The 17,100-nt window shown below is 71.6% G+C and carries 16 protein-coding genes; 8 read left to right on the top strand and 8 right to left on the bottom strand.

Features of this window, described 5'->3' with window-relative positions:
• Positions 1-62 precede the first annotated feature (62 nt).
• The 3 genes from ACIP8Z_RS00955 to ACIP8Z_RS00945 are packed head-to-tail and all read left to right on the top strand — an operon-like array spanning position 63 to position 3,634.
• A complete protein-coding gene (locus tag ACIP8Z_RS00955; protein ID WP_402077077.1) occupies positions 63-1,394 on the top strand; it encodes an ABC transporter substrate-binding protein in 1,332 nt (443 codons plus the stop codon).
• Positions 1,395-1,406: 12 nt separating this feature from the next.
• Positions 1,407-2,735 carry an ABC transporter permease subunit gene (locus ACIP8Z_RS00950; RefSeq protein WP_402077074.1) on the top strand — a complete coding sequence of 443 codons (1,329 nt, stop codon included), beginning with the start codon at positions 1,407-1,409 and terminating at the stop codon, positions 2,733-2,735.
• A complete protein-coding gene (locus ACIP8Z_RS00945; RefSeq protein WP_402077072.1) occupies positions 2,732-3,634 on the top strand; it encodes a carbohydrate ABC transporter permease in 903 nt (300 codons plus the stop codon). The genes ACIP8Z_RS00950 and ACIP8Z_RS00945 overlap by 4 nt, the downstream gene beginning before the upstream one ends.
• A gap of 202 nt (positions 3,635-3,836) precedes the next feature.
• Here ACIP8Z_RS00945 and ACIP8Z_RS00940 read toward each other — a convergent pair whose 3' ends face one another.
• From ACIP8Z_RS00940 to ACIP8Z_RS00930, 3 genes are all read right to left on the bottom strand, one after another.
• Positions 3,837-4,268, bottom strand: a complete 432-nt coding sequence (locus ACIP8Z_RS00940; RefSeq protein ID WP_402077069.1) for a VOC family protein — start codon at positions 4,266-4,268, stop codon at positions 3,837-3,839.
• Between the two features lie 154 nt (positions 4,269-4,422).
• A complete protein-coding gene (locus tag ACIP8Z_RS00935; protein WP_402077067.1) occupies positions 4,423-5,505 on the bottom strand; it encodes a Fic family protein in 1,083 nt (360 codons plus the stop codon).
• The gene (locus ACIP8Z_RS00930) at positions 5,496-6,254 is read right to left on the bottom strand and encodes a DUF6426 family protein (RefSeq protein ID WP_402077065.1); all 759 of its coding nucleotides are present in this window, start codon (positions 6,252-6,254) and stop codon (positions 5,496-5,498) included. The genes ACIP8Z_RS00935 and ACIP8Z_RS00930 overlap by 10 nt, the downstream gene beginning before the upstream one ends.
• A 334-nt stretch (positions 6,255-6,588) precedes the next feature.
• Between ACIP8Z_RS00930 and ACIP8Z_RS00925 the strand changes: the two genes are divergently transcribed.
• Positions 6,589-7,371: an SAM-dependent methyltransferase gene (locus tag ACIP8Z_RS00925; protein ID WP_402077062.1), complete on the top strand. Its 783-nt coding sequence runs from the start codon at positions 6,589-6,591 to the stop codon at positions 7,369-7,371.
• Positions 7,372-7,434: 63 nt separating this feature from the next.
• Positions 7,435-7,836: an SMI1/KNR4 family protein gene (locus ACIP8Z_RS00920; RefSeq protein ID WP_402077060.1), complete on the top strand. Its 402-nt coding sequence runs from the start codon at positions 7,435-7,437 to the stop codon at positions 7,834-7,836.
• A 37-nt stretch (positions 7,837-7,873) separates the two neighbouring features.
• On the opposite strand, the gene ACIP8Z_RS00915 is transcribed toward ACIP8Z_RS00920, so the two are convergent.
• On the bottom strand, positions 7,874-8,452 hold the full coding sequence (locus ACIP8Z_RS00915) for a hypothetical protein (RefSeq protein ID WP_402077058.1): 579 nt from the start codon (positions 8,450-8,452) through the stop codon (positions 7,874-7,876).
• A 276-nt stretch (positions 8,453-8,728) separates the two neighbouring features.
• Here ACIP8Z_RS00915 and ACIP8Z_RS00910 point away from each other — a divergent pair, with 276 nt between their 5' ends.
• The 3 genes from ACIP8Z_RS00910 (at position 8,729) to ACIP8Z_RS00900 (ending at position 13,087) form a co-directional block, all read left to right on the top strand.
• The gene (locus ACIP8Z_RS00910) at positions 8,729-11,071 is read left to right on the top strand and encodes a collagenase (protein ID WP_402077055.1); all 2,343 of its coding nucleotides are present in this window, start codon (positions 8,729-8,731) and stop codon (positions 11,069-11,071) included.
• A 97-nt stretch (positions 11,072-11,168) separates the two neighbouring features.
• Positions 11,169-12,155, top strand: a complete 987-nt coding sequence (locus tag ACIP8Z_RS00905) for a proline racemase family protein (RefSeq protein ID WP_402077053.1) — start codon at positions 11,169-11,171, stop codon at positions 12,153-12,155.
• Positions 12,152-13,087, top strand: coding sequence for an ornithine cyclodeaminase family protein (locus tag ACIP8Z_RS00900; RefSeq protein WP_402077050.1), 936 nt, complete (start codon positions 12,152-12,154; stop codon positions 13,085-13,087). The genes ACIP8Z_RS00905 and ACIP8Z_RS00900 overlap by 4 nt, the downstream gene beginning before the upstream one ends.
• Before the next feature lie 73 nt (positions 13,088-13,160).
• Here ACIP8Z_RS00900 and ACIP8Z_RS00895 read toward each other — a convergent pair whose 3' ends face one another.
• From ACIP8Z_RS00895 to ACIP8Z_RS00880, 4 genes are read right to left on the bottom strand one after another with little or no spacing between them, the layout of a single operon-like run.
• Positions 13,161-14,141, bottom strand: a complete 981-nt coding sequence (locus ACIP8Z_RS00895; RefSeq protein ID WP_402077047.1) for an ABC transporter ATP-binding protein — start codon at positions 14,139-14,141, stop codon at positions 13,161-13,163.
• Positions 14,138-15,142 (bottom strand): ABC transporter ATP-binding protein, encoded by a 1,005-nt coding sequence (locus ACIP8Z_RS00890; RefSeq protein ID WP_402077045.1) that lies wholly within the window; start codon positions 15,140-15,142, stop codon positions 14,138-14,140. Before ACIP8Z_RS00890 ends, ACIP8Z_RS00895 begins: the two co-directional genes overlap by 4 nt.
• Positions 15,142-16,128, bottom strand: a complete 987-nt coding sequence (locus ACIP8Z_RS00885) for an ABC transporter permease (RefSeq protein WP_319312762.1) — start codon at positions 16,126-16,128, stop codon at positions 15,142-15,144. Before ACIP8Z_RS00885 ends, ACIP8Z_RS00890 begins: the two co-directional genes overlap by 1 nt.
• A complete protein-coding gene (locus ACIP8Z_RS00880; protein ID WP_402078842.1) occupies positions 16,125-17,078 on the bottom strand; it encodes an ABC transporter permease in 954 nt (317 codons plus the stop codon). Before ACIP8Z_RS00880 ends, ACIP8Z_RS00885 begins: the two co-directional genes overlap by 4 nt.
• Between the last annotated feature and the right edge of the window lie 22 nt (positions 17,079-17,100).

Genomic DNA, 17,100 nt, shown 5'->3' with positions numbered 1-17,100 from the left:
CCGCACCGTCCAGTCCCGATCTGTCCAGTTCCATTCCGTTCCCGAAGGAAGGATGGACCGTCATGAGACGATCCGCCGCGACAACCCTCCGTACCACCGGCACCGTCTCCACCGTGCTGGCCCTGGCGCTCACCGTCACCGCCTGCGGTGGAGACGCCGAACCCGCCGCCGACGGCGAGCTCAGCGGGAAGACCGTCACCGTCGCCGGTGTCTGGACCGGCAGCGAGCAGAAGAACTTCAAGAAGGTGCTCGACGCCTTCAGCGAGAAGACCGGCGCCAAGACCGTCTTCGTGCCCTCGGGGGACAACGTATCCACCTTCGTCGGCAGCAAGATCGAGGGCGGCAACGCCCCCGACGTGGTGCTCGTCCCGCAGGTCGGCGTGCTCCAGCAGTTCGCCAAGGCGGGCTGGCTCCAGCCGCTGTCGGGGAAGACCACGGAGACCGCCACCGCGGGCCTGGCACCCGTCTGGAAGAACTACGGAACGGTCGACGGGAAGTACTACGGGCTCTACTTCAAGGCGGCCCACAAATCCACCATCTGGTACGCCCCCGAGGCGCTGTCCCAGGCCGGGGTGAACGAGCCCAAGAGCTGGGACGAGCTCCTCGCGGCGGGACGGACCCTCGCGGACTCCGGGCGGCCCGCCTTCGCGGTCGCCGGTGAGGACGGCTGGACGCTGACCGACTGGTTCGAGAACGTGTACCTCTCCCAGGCCGGACCGGAGAAGTACGATCAGCTCGCCCAGCACAAGATCAAGTGGACGGACGACAGCGTCGTCACGGCCCTCACGACGCTCGCCGCGGTCTTCAAGGACAAGCAACTCGTGGCCGGCGGAGCGCAGGGGGCCCTGCAGACCGACTTCCCCGGCTCCGTGGAGAAGGTTTTCGGTCCCGAGCCCGAGGCAGGCATGGTCTACGAAGGCGACTTCGTCGGCGGCGTCGCCAAGGACGAGTTCGGCAAGAAGCCCGGCGAGGACGCCAAGTTCTTCCCGTTCCCGGCGGTCGGCGCGGGCGCCCCGCCCGTGGTCAGCGGCGGGGACGCCGCGGTGGTCCTCAAGGACGCCAAGAACGCCGAGGCCGGCATGAAACTCCTGGAGTTCCTCGCTACGCCGGAAGCGGCCGAGGTGTGGGCCGGGGCCGGTGGCTTCCTCTCCCCGAACAAGAACGTCAAGCCCGAGGCCTACGGCGACGCCACCACGCGCGCGACCGCCGCGTCGCTCGTCGCCGCCGGAGACTCGGTGCGCTTCGACATGTCCGACCAGGCACCCGCGGCCTTCGGCGGCACCAAGGGCGCCGGCGAGTGGAAGATCCTCCAGGACTTCCTGCGCGACCCCTCGAACCCGAAGGCGACCGCGACGGCTCTGGAGGCCGCTGCGGCCAAGGCGTACGGGAACTGAGGCCGCCCGGTCATGGCCGACACCCCGAAGGCACGCGCCGCGGCGAACCCGCGGCGCCGTGCCCTGCGCAGAAGGCGCCTCCTCGGCGCGCTCTTCGTCCTCCCGGCCCTGCTGCTCCTGGGGGCACTGGTCGTCTACCCGGTCGTGTACTCCGTCGGGCGCAGTCTCTTCGACGCGAGCGGCGACCGCTTCGTGGGCGCAGCGAACTACCTGGAGATGTTCCAGGACCCGGCCACGCGGAAGGCCCTCCGCAACAGCGTGATCTGGGTCGTCGTCGCGCCCGTGCTCCTCACCGGGCTCGGACTCGTCCTCGCCGTCCTCACCGAGAAGGTGCGGTGGGCCACCGCGTTCAAACTCGTCCTGTTCCTCCCCATGGCCGTGTCCTTCCTCGCCGCGGGCATCATCTTCCGCCTCGCCTACGACCAGAACCCCGACCGGGGCGTCCTCAACGCGGCGATCGTCGGCGTCCACGACACGCTCGTCGAACCGTCCCCCTACCCGACGGCGCGGGCTCGTGAGGGCAAGAACCTGAACGGCAGTCCAGGCGAGGGCTACACCACCGTCGAGGTCCGCCCCGGGGGAGACATCGCCCTGCCCTTCGTCGGTGTCGCGCCCGAGGCCGTGCCCCCGAGGGCGGCGCCCGCACGGACTCCGGAGCCGGCGGCGGGGAGCCTGTCGGGTGCCGTGTACCTGGACTTCACGCCCGGAGCGGGCGGCCGGCAGGGCCAGATCGACACGAAGGAGAAGGGCCTTCCCGGCGTGACGGTCGAGGTGCTGAGCGGAACCACGGTCGTCGCGTCCGCGGAGACGGGCGACGACGGCTCGTTCCGCTTCGCCGACCTCGGCGACGACGCCTACACGCTGCGGATTCCCGCGTCCAACTTCGCCGCCGGCTACAACGGCGTCGACTGGCTGGGACCGAGCCTGGTCACCGCGGCCATCATCGGCGCCTACCTGTGGGTCTGGACCGGCTTCTCGATGGTCCTGATCGGGGCGGGGCTCGCGGCCATCCCGCGCGACGCCCTGGAGGCGGCCCGCGTGGACGGCGCGACCGAGGGCCAGATCTTCCGCAGGATCACGGTTCCGCTGCTCGCCCCCGTCCTCACCGTCGTCTTCGTGACGCTCGTCATCAACGTCATGAAGGTCTTCGACCTCGTCTACATCATCGCCCCGGGACCCGTACAGGAGGACGCCAACGTACTGGCCACGCGCATGTGGCTGGTCTCCTTCGGCGGGGGCAACGACCAGGGTCTCGGCAGCGCGCTCAGCGTGCTGCTCCTCGCCCTCGTCGTACCGGCGATGATCTTCAACATCCGGCGCTTCCGGAAGGGCGGATCATGAGCGGCCACACCGGAACGAGAAGCCGTACCGGCTGGAGAGGCCGCGCCGGAACGAGAAGCCGTACCGGGCCGACCCGATGGCTGGGCAGCACAGTGGTCCAGACGGTCCTGGTCCTCGTCGCCCTCGTCTGGATCACCCCGCTCGCGGGGCTCTTCCTCTCCTCGCTGCGCTCGGAGCAGGACAACGCCTCGAACGGCTGGTGGACGTCGCTCGTCGACCCCGCCCAGCTCTCCGTCGACAACTACCGCGCCCTCTTCGAGGACTCCGGTCTCGTCTCGGCGTTCTGGAACACGGTCCTCATCTCGGTGCCGACCACGGTGCTCGTCGTCGGCATCGCGGCCCTCGCGGGGTACGCCTTCGCCTGGCTGAGCTTCCCCGGCCGGGACGCCGTGTTCCTCGTGGTCGTCGGCCTGCTCGTGGTGCCGGTCCAGATCGGCCTGCTGCCCGTGGCCAAACTCTTCGGCGCGGTCGGCCTCTTCGGCACCGTCGCTGGCGTGATCCTCTTCCACGTGGCGTACGGCCTGCCCTTCGCCGTCTTCCTGCTGCGGAACTACTTCGCGGAGATCCCGAAGGAGATGCTGGAGGCGGCACGCCTGGACGGCGGCAGCGAGTGGCGCATCTTCCTGCGGCTGATCCTGCCGCTCGGCCGCCCCGCCGTCGCCAGCCTGGCGATCTTCCAGTTCCTCTGGGTGTGGAACGACATGCTCGTGGCCCTGCTGTTCGCCGACAGCGAGTCGCAGCCGCTGACCGTGGCACTCCAGTCCCAGATGAGGCAGTTCGGCAGCAACATCGGCGTCCTGGCGCCGGGTGCCTTCCTGTCGCTCGTCGTCCCGCTCGTCGTGTTCTTCGCCTTCCAGAAGCACTTCGTCCAGGGCGTGATGGCCGGCTCGGTGAAGTAGCCGGCGAGGACTGATGCGCGGCGGCGGCGTAGCGCCCTCCATCGCGACGGAGGGCGCTACGCCGCTGCGGCATCCCACCGGACCGGTCGTGCGAAGGCCCCGGTGGGCAGAATCCTCACGATGGCCGACGGCGGCAGTCCCGCCTTCGCCCGCATGAAGACCTGGAGGGAGACGGCTCCCCCCTCGCGGTCTCGGAGGAGAGTCAGGCGAGGCAGAACTCGTTGCCCTCGATGTCCTGCATCGTGATGCACGATTCGTCGACGCCATCGGCGCGCTGCGTCAGCACGTGCTTCGCGCCGAGCGCCATCAGCCGTGCGCATTCGGCCTCCAGTGTGGCCAGGCGCTCGTCACCCACGAGCCCTGTGCCGACCCGTACGTCAAGATGCACCCGGTTCTTGACGACCTTGCCTTCGGGAACTCGCTGGAAGAGCACGCGCGGGCCCACACCCGAGGGATCAGCGCACGCGAAGTACACCTCGTCCTCAGGCGGCAGCGTGTGGTGGTACTCCTCCCACGTGGCGAAGCCCTCCGGGACTGTCGGTACGACGTACCCCAGCACCTCGCACCAGAAGGCGGCGAGACGCGCAGGTTCCGCGCAGTCGAAGGTCACTTGGAACTGCTTGATCGTTGACATCGGCGCACGATAACAGGGGGTCTGCTCATCTCCCCGGGCGGGTGGATCCACACGTACCTGGATGTACGCGCCGCCTTCAACGCGGTCGGTCAGCCGCTGGAGGAGCAGGTGCTGCCTGCTCCTCAGGTCGGCGGGCACGGGCTGTGGAACCGGTCTACGGATCAGGGGTCCAGGCTTCGTCGAGGACCGCCAGGGAAGGCGGGTGCACCAGGGCGCCGGGCAGCCGGGGGTGGGGGCTGAGGACGCCCTTCGCCCTCAGCCGGGCGAGGACCGGCTCCGGGGCGTACGGGACGCGGTCGCGCAGCAGGCCGGCGGAGACGGCGGGCGAGGAGCGCAGGTGGGTGAGGACGGCCGCGGCGGCGGGGTCGTCGGTGAGGCGTCCGGAGGCTTCGGTGAGGAGGGTGCTGTAGCGGGTGATGGTGGTGGTGCGGTGCCGGGCGGTCTCGGTGACGGCACGGGCGAAGAGGGAGCCCCACTCCGTCCACCGTCCTTCGCCGGCGGCGACGAGGGCTTCGTCGTGTGCGCGGCGGTGGGTGTGGACCCAGCCGTCCAGGTCCAGCAGCAGCCCGGGCAGCAGTCCGGCCGCCAGCAGGTCGCACTGGGCGAGGAGGCGCGCGGTCCGGCCGTTGCCGTCGGCGAAGGGATGGACGGTCAGCAGCCGGGCCATGGAGAGGGCCGCCGCGTCCAGGCTGGGGGCGGTGGTGCGTACGGCCCAGCGGTACCAGCGTTCCACGTGGCCTCGGAGTTCCCTGCCGGGTGCCACCGTGACGGCGAAGACCTGGCCGTCGGCCCAGGTGATCCTGGCCGTGGACCGGCGCAGGCCGCCGGGGCCGGGGATGCTGGGGTCGCCGGCGACGATCAGCGTGTGCAGTTCGCTCAGGGCGTCCGGGGTGAAGCAGGGCCTGCGGCCCGGCCGTTCCGCGATCTCGGCGCGGGTGGAGGCGGCGGCCAGCAGCCCCGCCTCGGCCCGTCGTTCGGCGGCCGCGGCGATCCGGCCGGTGACGAGCCGGTCGGGGGTGCGGGCCAGATGACGGCTGTGCACGGCCGTGCGGAACCGGGGCCGGTGGAAGAGGTCGGGGTCGCCCAGGTGCCGGGCCGCGGTGTCGGCGAGCACGGCGAGCGCGTCGGTCGCGACGGCCCGTTCCGCCGGAGGGATCGCCTCGGCGTCCAGCGGCGGTACGACGGGGGCGACCCGTCGTACCGCCGTGCCCGAGGGGCGTGGGGAGTTCAGCACCACCGGCTGGTGACCTTGCCCGTCGGCCGCACCACGTTGACGTACTCGGTGGTGACGTAGCCGAGGATGTTCGACGAGGTGACGGAGTACGTGAACGTCTGGTACTCGACGAACAGCGTCCAGGACTGCCCCGGCTGGAGGGTGACGTCGACGGAGTACGACTCCTCGAACATCGTGTTGACCTGGGCACCCAGCGCGGCGGACAGGACCTGTGCCGCGTTGGCGGAGAGGTTGGCACTGGTCTCGTAGGACCACTGGTACTTCACGGTCCTGTTGATCCGTACGGGCATGGAGTCGGCGTTGCGGTGGCAGTCGGTCGTCCTCTCGAACTTGTCACCGGCCTGGATCGGGCCCGCGCCGCTGGCCGGGGCGCCGCTGCCCCAGCCCCACGACATGGGCGGCATCGCCGGGTCGATCGGGGTGGGCGGCCTGGTGGCGGTGCCGTCGACCACGACCCGGGGCAGCGTGCCGTCCACCGGCTGGCCGACGACGCCGTTGAACATGTCGATCTCGCCCCACGAGCCGCCGGTGCCGCCGCCGTCCCCTCCGCCGCCCCAGCCCCCGTCACCGGGGTCACCGCCGGGGAAACCACCCGGGTCCTCGTCCGGCCAGGGGTTCTCCTCCTCTTCGTGGTCGCAGCTGGTCTGGTGGTCCTCGCAGGCGTAGGCGGTGTACGGGGCCGTCACCGCCGGCACGGCGGTGAGCACGGTCGCGCCGAGGGTGGCGGCGACCATCATCTGACGGAGCTTCACGGTTTCTCCGGTCTGGAGCGGCTCGGGTGGGCGGCCCACATTCTGTCCGGCCGGCGGATCCGGCTACATCCGTGGAAACACGCAAGTCGGTACGCAAACCGCGGGCGGTGACGGCCAGGCGGGCCCGATGCCGCCGCATCGGCGGGACGCTGGTGCCCCCACCGGAGCAGGGTCGTCGTTCTTTTTGAAGGCCTCGGGATCGGGCCGGGATGTCACCCCCGTGCGAACCCTGACGTCGCGGCAAGGCCGAGCCGGGCTCACGCCGACGTGAACAGTGGGTGCAATGCGCCTGCGGGGCAAGGGAGTTGCTGGAGCACCGCGATAGGTTGAGGGCGTGACCGACATCGAATCGCGCATCGACACCTCCCGGCCGCACACCGCCCGGATATGGAACTACTGGACCGGTGGCAAGGACAACTACCCGGTCGACCGGGAGGCCGGCGACCGGATCCGGGAGCTGCATCCCGGGATCGGGGAGTACGCGAAGGCGGACCGGCTGTTCCTGGGGCGGGCAGTGCGGCACCTGGCCGAGCACGAGGGCATCCGGCAGTTCCTGGACATCGGGACGGGGCTGCCGAGTGCCGACAACACGCACGAGGTCGCCCAGCGCGTCGCCCCCGACGCGCGTGTCGTGTACGTGGACAACGACCCGCTGGTGCTCGCGCACGCCCGTGCCCTGCTGGTCGGAACGCCCGAGGGCCGAACCGACTACCTGGACGCCGACCTCAGGGACGTCGACACCGTCCTGGCCGCCGCGTCGAAGACGCTCGACCTCTCGCAGCCGGTGGCTCTGATGCTGCTCGGGGTGGTCATCTTCGTCGAGGACGACGAGGAGTCGTACGCGATCGTCCGCCGGCTCATGGACGCGCTCGCGCCCGGCAGCCACCTCGTCCTGTCCCACACGGTCAAGCACCCCGACATGACGGACGTCGACGCGGCGGTGGCGTTCTGGAACGAGCACGGCACGCCGAAGCTCACCCAGCGGACTCCCGCAGCGGTCGCGCGCTACTTCGGCGGCCTGGAGCTGCTGGACCCCGGGGTGGTGTCCTGCTCGGCGTGGCGGCCGGAGACCGTGACGCCGGACGTCGCGATGTACGCGGGCGTCGGACGCAAGTGAGGGCGGGAGCGGGCGGTCCGAGGCGGCCACGGCCACGCGCTCGCCTCTTGATAGAACTGCCTCATGAGTTCGGACGATGACCGGATCGCGCAGGTCGAGCACCACTTCGGGGTCGGGTTTCCCCAGGACTACCGGGACTTCCTCGGCACGACGGGGAGTCTGAGCCGGTTCGTTCCTCCCGCTGACGACTTCCTGGTGATCGACGCGTTGGACGAGCTCATCGGCAACAACGAGGCCGGTGAATTCCAGAAGCGCTTCCCCGGCGCCGTAGTCATCGGTGGGGACGGAAGCCGGGAGCTGCTCGTCTACGACTTCCGCAAGGACACCCCGCCTCTGGTGACACTCGACGTCTCCGCGGAGGACTGGTCGTCCGCCATCCACCAGGCGCCGTCCCTCACCGCCTTCCTGGAAGGCTTCGCCCGCACCGGATGGAACTGGGACGACACCGAGCCCCCGCCGGCCTGACCGCTGCCGCTCCCGGGGCCGTGTGCCGGCGGGGTGGTCAGTCGGTGATGTACCACTCGTTCCTGAGGTACTCCAGGGTGTAGCTGCCGAGGTCGCTCTCGGAGAAGGTGGCGGAGGACCTGACCGCCCCGACCGGCATCTCGATCTTTCCGGGCGTGCGCACGGCGACGCGCCGCGGGTCGACCGTCGCGGTTCGCAGGGCCTTCTTCCGCGCGGGCGACATCATCTGGAAGACGGCGGTGTACGTCGATGTGCACGGGCCGAATCCCTGGTCCTCCGCCTGCTTCGCGGCGGGCCCGGCCACCTCGCAGACCGTGTCGATGTCCTCGTGGCCGAGGGCGTGGAGGTACCGCTCGTAGCGTCGGATCGCGCCCTCCTTCGTCCTGGGCGAGGGCTGCTCGCCGGTCGAGGCGGTCGACGGCCTCTCGGTCCGCGCGGACGCGGACGGTGTGGCCGACGGCTCCGCCGCCCGCGTGGACTCGGGGGCGGACGTGGACGTGGCCGGCGGTGAGGCCTTCGCGCCCGCGTCCTCCTTCGCCGGCTCCGGACCGCAGGCACACGCCACCAGAGCCACGCAGGCCATCGCCGCCGCGTTCACCGTCGTCCGAGCACGCATCCGGTTCTCTCCGCTTCCCTCGCCGCCAGCCGACACCACGCCAAGAGGTCACGCAGGATACGGGGGGAACGGTTCCTGGGCCGGCCCGGGCCGAGGGCGACCTCGGGTAACTCGTGGCCGCACAGGGGTTGTCAGTGCAATTTCACATTACTATGTTACACCGCACACGGTTCGATGAACCTCCGTCAAACACCGTGCGCACCACAACAGTTCTCGTCACCTCCCCAGTGACGTTCCCCCACCACTCATGGAGTTCTGTTGTCCATCCACAGACGTGTGCGTTCGTCCCTGCTCACCTCCGCCATCGCGGTGACCCTCCTGGCGTCCTCGGGCCAGACCGGGGCCTCAGCGGCCGACACGGACGCCCGCGCCATCGCTGTCCCCGCCGCGGCGACCGGCGCCCCGGGCCCGGGGGCCGAGCACGGAGCCAACCCGTTCGACGAGGTGGAGCGCCTCGCCACCGCTCCCCGCAAGACCTTCGGGCCCGCGCCCGCCCCCGGCAGCCTCGCCGCCGGGCGGGTCCCCGGCCGGGCCCCGGTCGCCCCCACCGCCGCGCGGACCCTCTCGGCCGACACCATGACCACCGCCGCCGGTGTGCCCTGCACCCTCGACGGGATCACCGGGCTCGGCCCCGAGCAGTTCGCCGATTTCCTCGCCGACCCCGCGGTCCTCGCCGACGGCTGTCTGCGCGGACTCATCTGGACCTGGGACGCCCGGCTCACGCCCGTCATGTCCGACGCCCACGTGCAGGCCGTCGCCCGCCGAATATCCGGCCTGGCCGCCGCCCACGACGGCCGCAACTCCTCCCACCTGGAGGAGATGTTCACCTACCTGCACGCCGTCGCGTACCACGACTACTCCCGCGACGAGATCGACACCACCGACGCGCCCACCGTGAACGCCGTCCGCCAGGCCGTCGCCGACTTCGGCAACGCGGCCCGCACCTTCGACGTCACGAAGAGCAACGCCCTCACCCTGCGCGAGGCCCTCTACGCGGCCAGCGCCCCCGGACTCCGGCAGCACCAGCTCGGTCTCATCAAGCGGGTCCTCGCCACCATGGACCCCTCGCACACCGCGACGCACCTCGACCCGTCCTGGGCGGGGGCCGCGCTCGCCGCGCTCTCCGTCAACTACCTCGGCGTCTACCCGGGCAACCGGGACGCCGCCTTCCAGTCCGCGGCCGCCGCCGACCCGGCGTACCGCGCCGTCTTCAAGGCCTTCGCCGGATACGGCCACCTGAAGGGCACCGCCAACGACTGGGTCGCCCGCGACGCCCTCGGCGAGTACGGCCGCTTCGGCGAGATCCCCAGCCTGAAGTCGGGAATCACCGCCGAACTCGGCGGCCTGCTCGGCCAGGTGACCACCACCTTCGGCCGCGGCAGCCAGCAGTGGGCGAAGATCGTCTCCTGGCTCAACTACTTCGACGCGTGCAAGCCGTACGGCGTCTGCAAGGCCGACATCGAAGCGCAGATCTTCCCGTACACGTACACCTACGACAACGGGGCGATCAAGGTCCGCACCGGGCTCGACCGGGCCACCGTCGACCAGCTCTACTACGCGAGCAAGCAGGTCAAGGCACAGTTCCACCGCGTGGTCGGCACCGAGCAGCCGCTCGCGGGCGACCCCAACACCACCCTGAACATCGTCCTGTACGGCTCGCGGGCCGACTACGAGAACTACCACCCCATCCTCACCGGGATGGACACCAACAACGGCGGCATCTACATCGAGCGCGGCGCCACCTTCTACACCTACCAGCGCCGCGTCCCGCAGGACTCGTCACTGACGCTCGAAGAGCTCTTCCGCCACGAGTACACCCACTACCTCAACGGCCGCTACGCCGTCCCCGGCTTCTTCGGCGAAGGCCCCTGGTACCAGGGCGACCGCACCACCTTCATGGACGAGGGCACCGCCGAGTTCTTCGACGGCGCCACCCGCAGCGACGGCATCAAGGTCCGCAAGTCCCTGGTCCGCGGCGTCATCAACGACACGGCGGGCGGCGGCCCCCGGATGAACCTCCGGCAGATCCTCAACGCCACCTACGCCGGCGACGGCTTCCGCTTCTACAACTACGCGGGAACCTTCTTCGAGTTCCTCTGGAACGAGAAGCCCTCCCTGATCCGCGAGATGTACACCCACCTGCGGAACAACGACGTCGCCGCGTACGACGCCTGGCGCGTCCGTCTCGGCTCCGACGCGGGCCTCCAGAGCGACTACAACCGCTTCCTCGACACCCAGATCGCCCAGGTCGACACGCTGTACGTCCCCAACACCACGTTCACCCCCAACGCCCAGCTGCGCGACGCCGCCCTGGCCACGGTGAGGTCCACCTTCGCCACCGCCACCTACAACACCCCCGACTGCGTCGAGAACGGCGAGCCGGGCAAGCGCCGTTTCCTCTGCACCGGCCGCATCACCGCCAACCTCTCCAACTCGGGCAGCGCCGACCAGAACTTCAAGGACATGTCCGAGACGGTCGACTACTTCATCCTCGACCGCGCGGGCGCCGCCTCCAACAACCTGGCCGACATGAACTGTTCCTTCGGGCCGATCGACATCTGGTCCACCAGGGTCGCCGGCACGGCCGGCTTCAGCTGCGAGGGCCCCCTCCGCAGCTGACCCACCCCGCACCGACCCGTCCTGCCCGGGCCGGTCCCTCCACGGGAGGGACCGGCCCGGCGCACCTCCCGACATCCCTTCCCGGAGGTCGTACTTCGTGAGCACCACCCCGCACACGGTCCGCACCACCGACTACCACACCGCCGGCGAACCCTTCCGGATCGTCGACGAGGACCTGCCCCCGATCCCCGGCGACACCGTCGCCGAGCGCCGGGCCACCGCCCTCACGACCGGCGGATCAGGCACGGACCCGCGCCCCGGCCCCCTCGACGACCTGCGCCGCCTCCTGTCCCGTGAGCCGCGCGGACACGCGGGCATGTACGGCGGTTTCATCGTGCCGCCCGACGACGACGGCGCCCACTTCGGCGTGCTGTTCTGGCACAAGGACGGCTACTCCACCGCCTGCGGCCACGGCACGATGGCCCTCGGCGCCTGGGCCGTCGACACGGGGCGCGTCCCGGCCCCCGACGACGGCGACGTATCCGTACGGATCGACGTGCCCTCCGGCCGTGTCACCGCCGCCGTGCACCGTGCGGCCGGCCGCACCACCGGCGTCACCTTCCGCAACGTGCCGACCCGCGTCGTCGCCCGCGACCTGAAGGTGAGCACCGCGCTCGGCACCGTCGACGCCGACCTCGCGCACTCCGGCGCCCTCTACGTCTCCGTCGCCGCCCGTGACCTCGGCCTCGACGTCTCCGTACCCGCCCTGCCCGAACTCGTCCGCGCCGGACGGGAGATCCGTGCCGCGCTCCCCGCGCACGACGTCTACGGCGTCATCCTGTACGAGGAACTCCCCGACACCCCCGAAGGACTCCACCAGCGCAACGTCACCGTCTTCGCCGACGGGCAGATCGACCGCTCACCCTGCGGCTCGGGCACCTCCGCGCGCCTCGCCCTGCTCGGCGACGACGGACGTCTCGCCGTCGGGGACACCCTGCGGCACGAGTCCGTCGTCGGCACCGTCTTCACCGGACGCCTCCTGTCGGCGGGGATCACCGAGGTCAGCGGGACCACCCACCGCACCGGCACCCACGCCTTCGTCCTCGACCCGGACGACGACCTGGGAACGGGGTTCCTCCTGTGAGCGCGCCCCTCTTCCTCGACGCCGCGACGATGGCCCGTCTCATGGGTCCCGCGGCGGTGACCGACGTCCTCGCCGACGTCCTCCGGGCCGGACTCGACCCCGACGCCGGACCTCCCCGCACGGCCGTGCCCGTCCCCGCCGGTGAACTCCTCCTGATGCCCGCGGCCTTCGGCTCGTACGCCGGCGTCAAGGTCGCCGGAGTCGCCCCCGGCAACCCGGCGCGTGGGCTGCCCCGCATCACCGGCTCCTACCTCCTGCTCGACGGCGCCGGCCTCCGGCCGCTCGCCCTCCTCGACGGAGCCGCGCTCACCGAGCTGCGTACGCCCGCCGTCTCCGCCCTCGCCGTCCGCCACCTCACACCGGCCGACCGGCCCCTGCGCCTCGTCCTCTTCGGGGCCGGCCCCCAGGCGTACGGCCATCTGGAGGCCGTCCTCGCCGTCCGCGAGGTCGCCGAGGCCGTCGTCGTCGCCCGCGAGCCGGTCGGCGGGCGCGCCCTCGCCGGATACGCGCGGACCCTGGGCGTCCTCGCCCGCACCGGCACGCCCGACGAGGTGGCTCGGGCCGACCTCGTCGTCTGCTGCACCACCGCCCGGGAACCGCTCTTCGACGGAACCCTGGTGGCACCCGGAGCCACCGTCGTCGCCGTCGGCTCGCACGAGCCGACCGCCCGCGAGACCGACACCGCGCTGGTGGTCCGGTCCGAGGTCTACGTCGAGGCGCGGACCGCCGCGCTGCGGGAGGCGGGCGACCTGCTCGTCCCGATCGCCGAAGGGGCGATCGGGGCCGACCACATCGCGGGCGACCTCGCCGACCTGGTGACGGGCCGCGGAGCACCGGCGGCCGGGCGTCCGCGCCTCTTCAAGAGCGTGGGCATGGCCTGGGAGGACCTCGCCGTCGCCACCGCCCTGTACGAGGCGGCCCGTTCGTCCTGAACACACCGGCGCCCCGGTCCCGCGCACACGCGGGACCGGGGCGTTCGTGTGCTCAACCGGGGCGTTCGCGTGCTCAGACGCCCTCGGGGAAGTGACAGGCGACCTCACGCGCCTCGCCCGGCACGAGGGTCCGCAGCGAGGGTGCCTCGGTCCGGCAGATCTCCCGCGCCTTGGGGCAGCGCGGGTGGAAGGTGCAGCCCGGCGGGGGAGCGGCCGGACTCGGTGGGTCGCCGAGCAGGGTGATCCGCTCCCGGCTCCGCTCGGCCGCCGGGTCCGGCAGCGGTACGGCGGAGAGCAGCGCCCGGGTATAGGGGTGGGCGGGGGCGGCGTAGACCCGTTCCTTGGCGCCGATCTCCACGATCCGGCCCAGGTACATGACGGCCACCCGGTCGCAGACCCGCTTCACCACGGAGAGGTCGTGGGCGATGAAGAGGTAGGCGAGCCCGAGTTCGCGCTGGAGCCGTTCCATCAGGTTGACGATCTGCGCCTGGACGGACACGTCGAGGGCGGAGACCGGTTCGTCGGCGACGACGAGCCGGGGGTTGGTGGCCAGGGCGCGGGCGATGCCGATGCGCTGGGCTTGTCCGCCGGAGAACTCATGGGGGTGGCGGTCGATGTGCTCCGGGATGAGGCCGACCAGTTCCATCAGCTCCACGGCGCGCTTGCGCGCGTCGGCCGCGGTGCCGCCCTGGACGAGCAGCGGGTCGGCGATGATCCGGGCCACGGTCTGCCGGGGGTTGAGGGAGGAGTGCGGGTCCTGGAAGACCATCTGGAGGTCGCGGCGCAGCGGCTTGAGCGCCCGCTGCGAGAGGTGGCTGATGTCCCTTCCCTCGTACGAGACGGAGCCGCCGGTGGGTTCGAGGAGCCGCACGATGGTGCGGCCCGTGGTCGACTTGCCGCAGCCGGACTCGCCGACGAGACCCAGGGTCTCGCCCGCCGCCACGTCGAAGCCGATGCCGTCGACGGCCCGGATCGGGCCCGCGCCCCTGCGGCGGCCGGGGAAGGTGACCGTCAGGTCCCGTACGCGGAGGAGGGGCGGTGCGGTCGTGGTCATGGGGCGACGCCTTCGTACGCGGGGAAGTGGCAGGCGGCCGGGTGTCCGTCCGGACCGCCGAGGGACGGGCGTTCGGTCGCGCAGCGGACCCGTTCCTCCTCGGAGCCGACGGCGGCGCGGGGACAGCGGGGTGCGAACGCGCAGCCCGGAGCCGGTTCGAGCAGCGAGGGCGGGCTGCCCGGGATGGCCCGCAGCGGGGCGTCGTCGGGGTCGTCGAGGCGCGGCAGCGAGTCGAGCAGGCCGCGGGTGTACGGATGGGCGGGGGCGGCGAACAGGGTGTCCACGGGGGCGTGTTCGGTGGCCCGGCCGCCGTACATGACGAGCACGTCGTGGGCGACCCGGGCGACCACCCCGAGGTCGTGCGTGATCATGACGACGGAGAGGCCGCGCTCCTGCTGGAGGCGGGCGATCAGCTCCAGGATCTGCGCCTGGACGGTGACGTCGAGCGCGGTGGTGGGCTCGTCGGCGATGAGGAGGTCGGGTTCGCAGACGAGGGCCATCGCGATCATCACCCGCTGGCGCATGCCGCCGGAGAACTGATGGGGGTACTCGCCGGCCCGGCGCCGGGGTTCGGGGATGCCGACCTCGGCGAGGGCTTCGACGGCCCGCTCGCGGGCGGTGGCCCGGCGCGAGCCGAAGTGGACCCGGTGATGCTCGGCGACCTGCTCGCCGACGGTGTAGTAGGGGTGGAGGCTGGACAGCGGGTCCTGGAAGACCATGGCCATCCGCCGGCCGCGGAGCCCGTTCAGCTCGCGGTCGGACAGGCCGATCAGCTCCTGTCCGGCGAGGGTGACGGAGCCGGTGACCTCGGCGCCCGTGTGCAGGCCCATGACGGCGAGGGAGGTGACCGACTTGCCGGAGCCGGACTCGCCCACGATGCCGAGCGTCCGGCCGGGCGGCACGTCGAAGGAGAGGGAGTCGACGGCCCGGACGGGGCCGCGCTTCGTCGGGAACGTGACCGTGAGGTCCCGTACCGACAGGAGGGGTGCGGAGTCGCCCATCAGTACCTCACTCGCGGGTCGACGACGGCGTACAGGAGGTCGACGGCCAGGTTGGCGACGACGATGAAGGTGGCGGCGAGCAGCGTCACCCCGAGGATGACCGGCTGGTCCCCGGTCGACAGGGCACCGTAGAAGAGCCGCCCGATGCCGGGCAGCCCGAAGATGGACTCGGTGATGACGGCGCCCGCGAGCAGGCCGCCGAGGTCCATTCCGAAGATCGTCAGGATCGGCGTCATCCCGGCGCGCAGACCGTGCTTGACGACCACGGTGCGGCGCGGCAGACCCTTGGCGCGCGCGGTGCGGATGTACGGCTCCGCCATGGACTCGATCATCGCGTTCCGGCTCTGCCGCGCGTACATGGCGGCGTAGAGGAGGGCGAGCGCCAGCCACGGGAGCAGCAGGTTGGAGGCCCAGGAGAGGGGGTCGGTGCCGAAGGGCACGTACTGCGGGTAGGGGAGCAGGCCGGTGACCCGGATCAGCCCGTAGATCAGCATCACCGAGGTGAAGTACACGGGGAGCGAGGCGGCGGCGACCGCGCCGACCATCAGGACGCGGTCGGTGAGGGTGTCCTTGCGGAGTGCGGCCGTGACGCCCGCCGAGAGGCCGAGGAGCAGCCAGATCGCGGCGGCGCCGACGGCCAGCGAGGCGGAGACCGGCAGCCGGTCGACGAGGAGGTCCCACACGCCCTGGCTGTTCTCGTAGGAGTAGCCGAGGCAGGGGAAGTCGCAGCGCAGGGCGTACTGGCCGGTGCCCAGGGTGCGGCCGGTGAAGATGCCGGTGACGAAGTCGGCGAACTGCCGCCACAGCGGGGCGTCCAGGCCCAGGTTGGCGCGGATGGCCTCCAGGCGTTCGGTGCTGCACGACTTGCCGCAGGCCGCGGCGGCGGGGTCGGAGGGCAGGACGTAGAAGACGGCGAAGGTGACGGCGGCGATGGCGATGAGCACGCCGAGCACGCCGAGGAGGCGCCGGCCGAGGTAGAGGATCACGCGCCGCCTCCTCGCGGGTCGAGGACGTCGCGCAGCGCGTCGCCGAGCAGGGTGAAGGCGAGGACGGTGAGGAAGAGACAGAGGCTCGGGACGGCGAAGTACATGGGGTCCGTCTCGTAGTAGGCGACGCTCTCGGCGATCATCTGGCCCCAGGAGGGCGTCGGCGGGCGGACGCCGACGCCGAGGTAGCTGAGGGCGGCCTCGGTGGCGATCATCCCGGGGACGATCAGGGTCGTGTACGCGATGACGGGCCCGGCGACGCCCGGGAGGATGTCGCGGACAAGGATGCGCAGGGGGCCGGAGCCGCCGACGCGGGCGGCGTCGACGTACTCGCGGTGCTTGAGCGACAGGGTCTGGCCGCGGACGATCCGGGCGATGCCCGGCCAGCCGAAGAGACCGATGACGGCGGTCATGAGGACGATCCGGTTGACGTCCCGGGCCACCGACATCATCGCGATCATGAAGATGAGGGAGGGGAAGGACATCGTGAGGTCCATCAGCCGGGAGAGCGCGGTGTCGGTGCGGCCGCCGAAGTAGCCGGCGGCGATGCCGGCCGCCGTCCCCGCGACGACGACGATCGCCGTCGCGGAGAAGGCGATGAGCAGCGAGACCTGCGCGCCGTGCACGACCCGGGCGAACAGGTCGCGCCCGGTGACGGGTTCGACCCCGAGCCAGTGCTCGGCCGAGACGCCGCCGAGCGGCCCGATGGGGAGGCCGCCCAGGTACGGGTCGACGGCGCTCTTGTCGAACTCGTCAGGGCCCCAGCCGCCGAGCGCGGCGATCAGCGGGGCGGCCGCGGCGAGGAGCGCGAAGAACGAGACCACGCCGAGGGAGAGACGGGCGGCGGGGCGGCGCCGCAGTTCGGCACGGACGAGCTGCCAGGGCCCGTGGGCCGTGCGGGCGACGGGTGGTGGGGCGGTGGTCGCGGAGGCCGGCCCGGTGGTGGTCACGGGGGAAGGCGGGGTGGTGGTC

Source organism: Streptomyces sp. NPDC088553 (assembly GCF_044752965.1).
Lineage (GTDB): Bacteria > Actinomycetota > Actinomycetes > Streptomycetales > Streptomycetaceae > Streptomyces.
Note: the sequence above shows the minus strand (reverse complement) of the source record. Positions and strands in the feature narration are given on the sequence as shown.